The organism is Halapricum sp. CBA1109, from assembly GCF_009741825.1.
Lineage (GTDB): Archaea > Halobacteriota > Halobacteria > Halobacteriales > Haloarculaceae > Halapricum.
On record NZ_WPCA01000232.1, the window covers coordinates 1 to 2,352 of the forward strand.

Sequence of the window (2,352 nt, forward strand, 5' to 3'; positions counted from 1 at the left end):
CGCTCGTTGTCGCCGGTGAGCATCACCGTCCGCTCGACGCCCAACTCCCGGAGACGCCGGACCGTCTCGGCGGCCTCGGGTCGGACCTCGTCGGCGACGGCGACGACGCCCTCCAGTTCCTCGTCGGTCCCGACCAACACGACGGTCTTCCCCTCCCCTTGGAGGCGCGGGACCGTCTCCGAGAGCAGGTCGAGACAGTTGTTGCGGTCGCACAACTGCTCGGCAGTCTTCGTGACGACGCCGCCGTCGGTCGTCGCGTGGACGTGCGAGAGGTCAAAGCCCAGTTCCTCGAAGAGGCCGGGCTTGCCGGCGTAGTGTTGCCGGCCGCCGAGGTCTGCCCGCACGCCCTTGCCGGTGATGCTCTCGAACTCCTCCACCGGCGGCGCGTCGACGCCCGCGTCGGCCGCCTCCGCGACGATGGCGTCGCCGATGGGGTGTTCGCTCCGCTGTTCCAGCCCCCGGGCACACCGGAGGACGTCCGCCTCGGTGTTGCCCGCCAGCGGAATCACGTCCGTCACGGTGAGTTCGCCCTTCGTCAGCGTGCCCGTCTTGTCGAAGGCGACGGTGTCGACGGCCCCCATCGCTTCGAGGTGGTTGCCGCCCTTGATCAGGACGCCGTTGCGGGCGGCGCTGGTGATGCCCGAAACCACGGAGACGGGCGTCGAGATGACGAACGCGCAGGGACAAGCAAGCACGAGAAGCGTCAGTCCGTAGACGACTGCCGTCGACCACGAGACGCCCATCACGGCGGGGCTCCCGATGGTGACGAGGACGGCGAAGGCGACGACGACCGGGGTGTAGTACGCCGAGAAGCGCTCGACGAACTGCTCGCGGTCGGTCTTGTTCGCCTGTGCGTCCTCGACCAGTTCGATCACCCGCGAGAGGGTGTCTTCGCCGGAGGGCCGGGTCACTTGGACTTCGAGGTAGCCGCTCTCGTTGATGGTCCCCGCGTACACCTCCTCGCTCGTCGTCTTGTCGACGGGGACGCTCTCGCCGGTGATGGGCGCTTGGTTGACCGCGCTCGTCCCCTCGACGACTTCGCCGTCGGCCGGAATCTTCTCGCCCGGTTTGACGACGACGGTGTCGCCGACGACCAACTCGCCGACCGGCACCGTCTCGGTCCCGCCAGCCCGCTTTACCGTCGCCTCGTCGGGCGAGAGGTCCATCAGCGACTCCAGCGAGTCCCGGGCTTGGTCCATCGCGTACCGCTCCAGCAACTCGGCGACGCTGAAAAGCACCGCCAGCGTCGCGGCCTCGAAGTACAGCGGTTCCCCGAAGACGAGACTCGCTACCAACGCGCCGCCGATGGCGACCGACATCAGGAAGTCGATGTCGAGGTTGTGACTTTTGGCTGAGTAGTAGCCGTTGCGGACGATGGTCTGTCCGCCCACCGCGACGGCCAACAGGAAGGCCACGTCCGCGAGGTGGATGTCGCTCCCGAACAGCGTCGCCACCCTGCTGTTTAGCCCGGGCAGGAGGAACTCCCCGACCAACCCGACCGCCAGCAGGACCGCCGCGACGCCGGTCTTCTTCGCGCGAGCGCTGGCCAAAAGTGCCGTCTCCTCGTCCGCCCCGACCGCCTCGCCGTCGACGCTCTCGACGCCGTAGCCCGCGCCTTCGACGGCCTCGATCAGTTTCTCGACCGTCGTCCGGTCGCCGTCGTAGCTGACGACTACGCGTCCCGTGGTCGGTTGGGTCTGGATACCCGTGACCCCTTCGACGGACTCCAGCCCGCTCTCGACTTTCCCGGCACAGGATGCACAGTCCATGTCCGGGACCGAGAGGTCCAGATCGGTTCGGTCACCGCCCCCACGCTGTCTATCGTCGCTCATTGTCTGCCCCTAATCCGCCCTCGGTTATGAACTCCACTGTTACGAAACGGGGTTCTGATAGGGTTATTTAACAACGTACGGCAAACGAGTTATTAATTCACCCTCGGTCGCAGCCTCCTCATCCCCGGCGGGTCGTTCGGTCCCGGGGTTCTTCGGTTTCCAGCAGGCGGTCGATTCGGTCGTCCATCGGGGGGTGCGTCGATAGCAGGCGGGTCAGCGTCCCCTCTTCGTCGCCGTCGACGAACAGTGTCGAGAGCAGGCTTCGGTCGGCGTTCGTCGCCCGCTGAATCTTCCTGAGGCCGCTGGCCAGCGCCATCGGATTCTCGGTCACTTCGACCGCCCGGTCGTCGGCCGCGTACTCCCGCGCCGGGAGTGGGCCCGGATCAGGACAGTCACCGCCAGCGACAGCACGGTCACGCCGAGGCTGAGCCAGAGGTACACCGCCAGCACGGGGCTCCGAGACCACTCCTGCGGGCGGCCGCGGATCCACGCGCTCGCTCGCGCGACGCCGACGGCGACG

At 67.5% G+C, this 2,352-nt stretch carries 2 protein-coding genes and 1 pseudogene; all 3 read right to left on the minus strand.

What is annotated here, in order from left to right:
* Positions 1 to 1,832: cation-translocating P-type ATPase (locus GJ629_RS15490; protein WP_157513814.1), on the minus strand; the 1,832-nt coding region annotated here is incomplete at its 3' end.
* A gap of 118 nt (positions 1,833 to 1,950) precedes the next feature.
* On the minus strand, positions 1,951 to 2,163 hold the full coding sequence (locus tag GJ629_RS16555; RefSeq protein ID WP_197428677.1) for a hypothetical protein: 213 nt from the start codon (positions 2,161 to 2,163) through the stop codon (positions 1,951 to 1,953).
* Positions 2,160 to 2,352, minus strand: a pseudogene (locus GJ629_RS16560) (hypothetical protein); the annotation flags it as partial. The pseudogene GJ629_RS16560 and the gene GJ629_RS16555, both read right to left, overlap by 4 nt.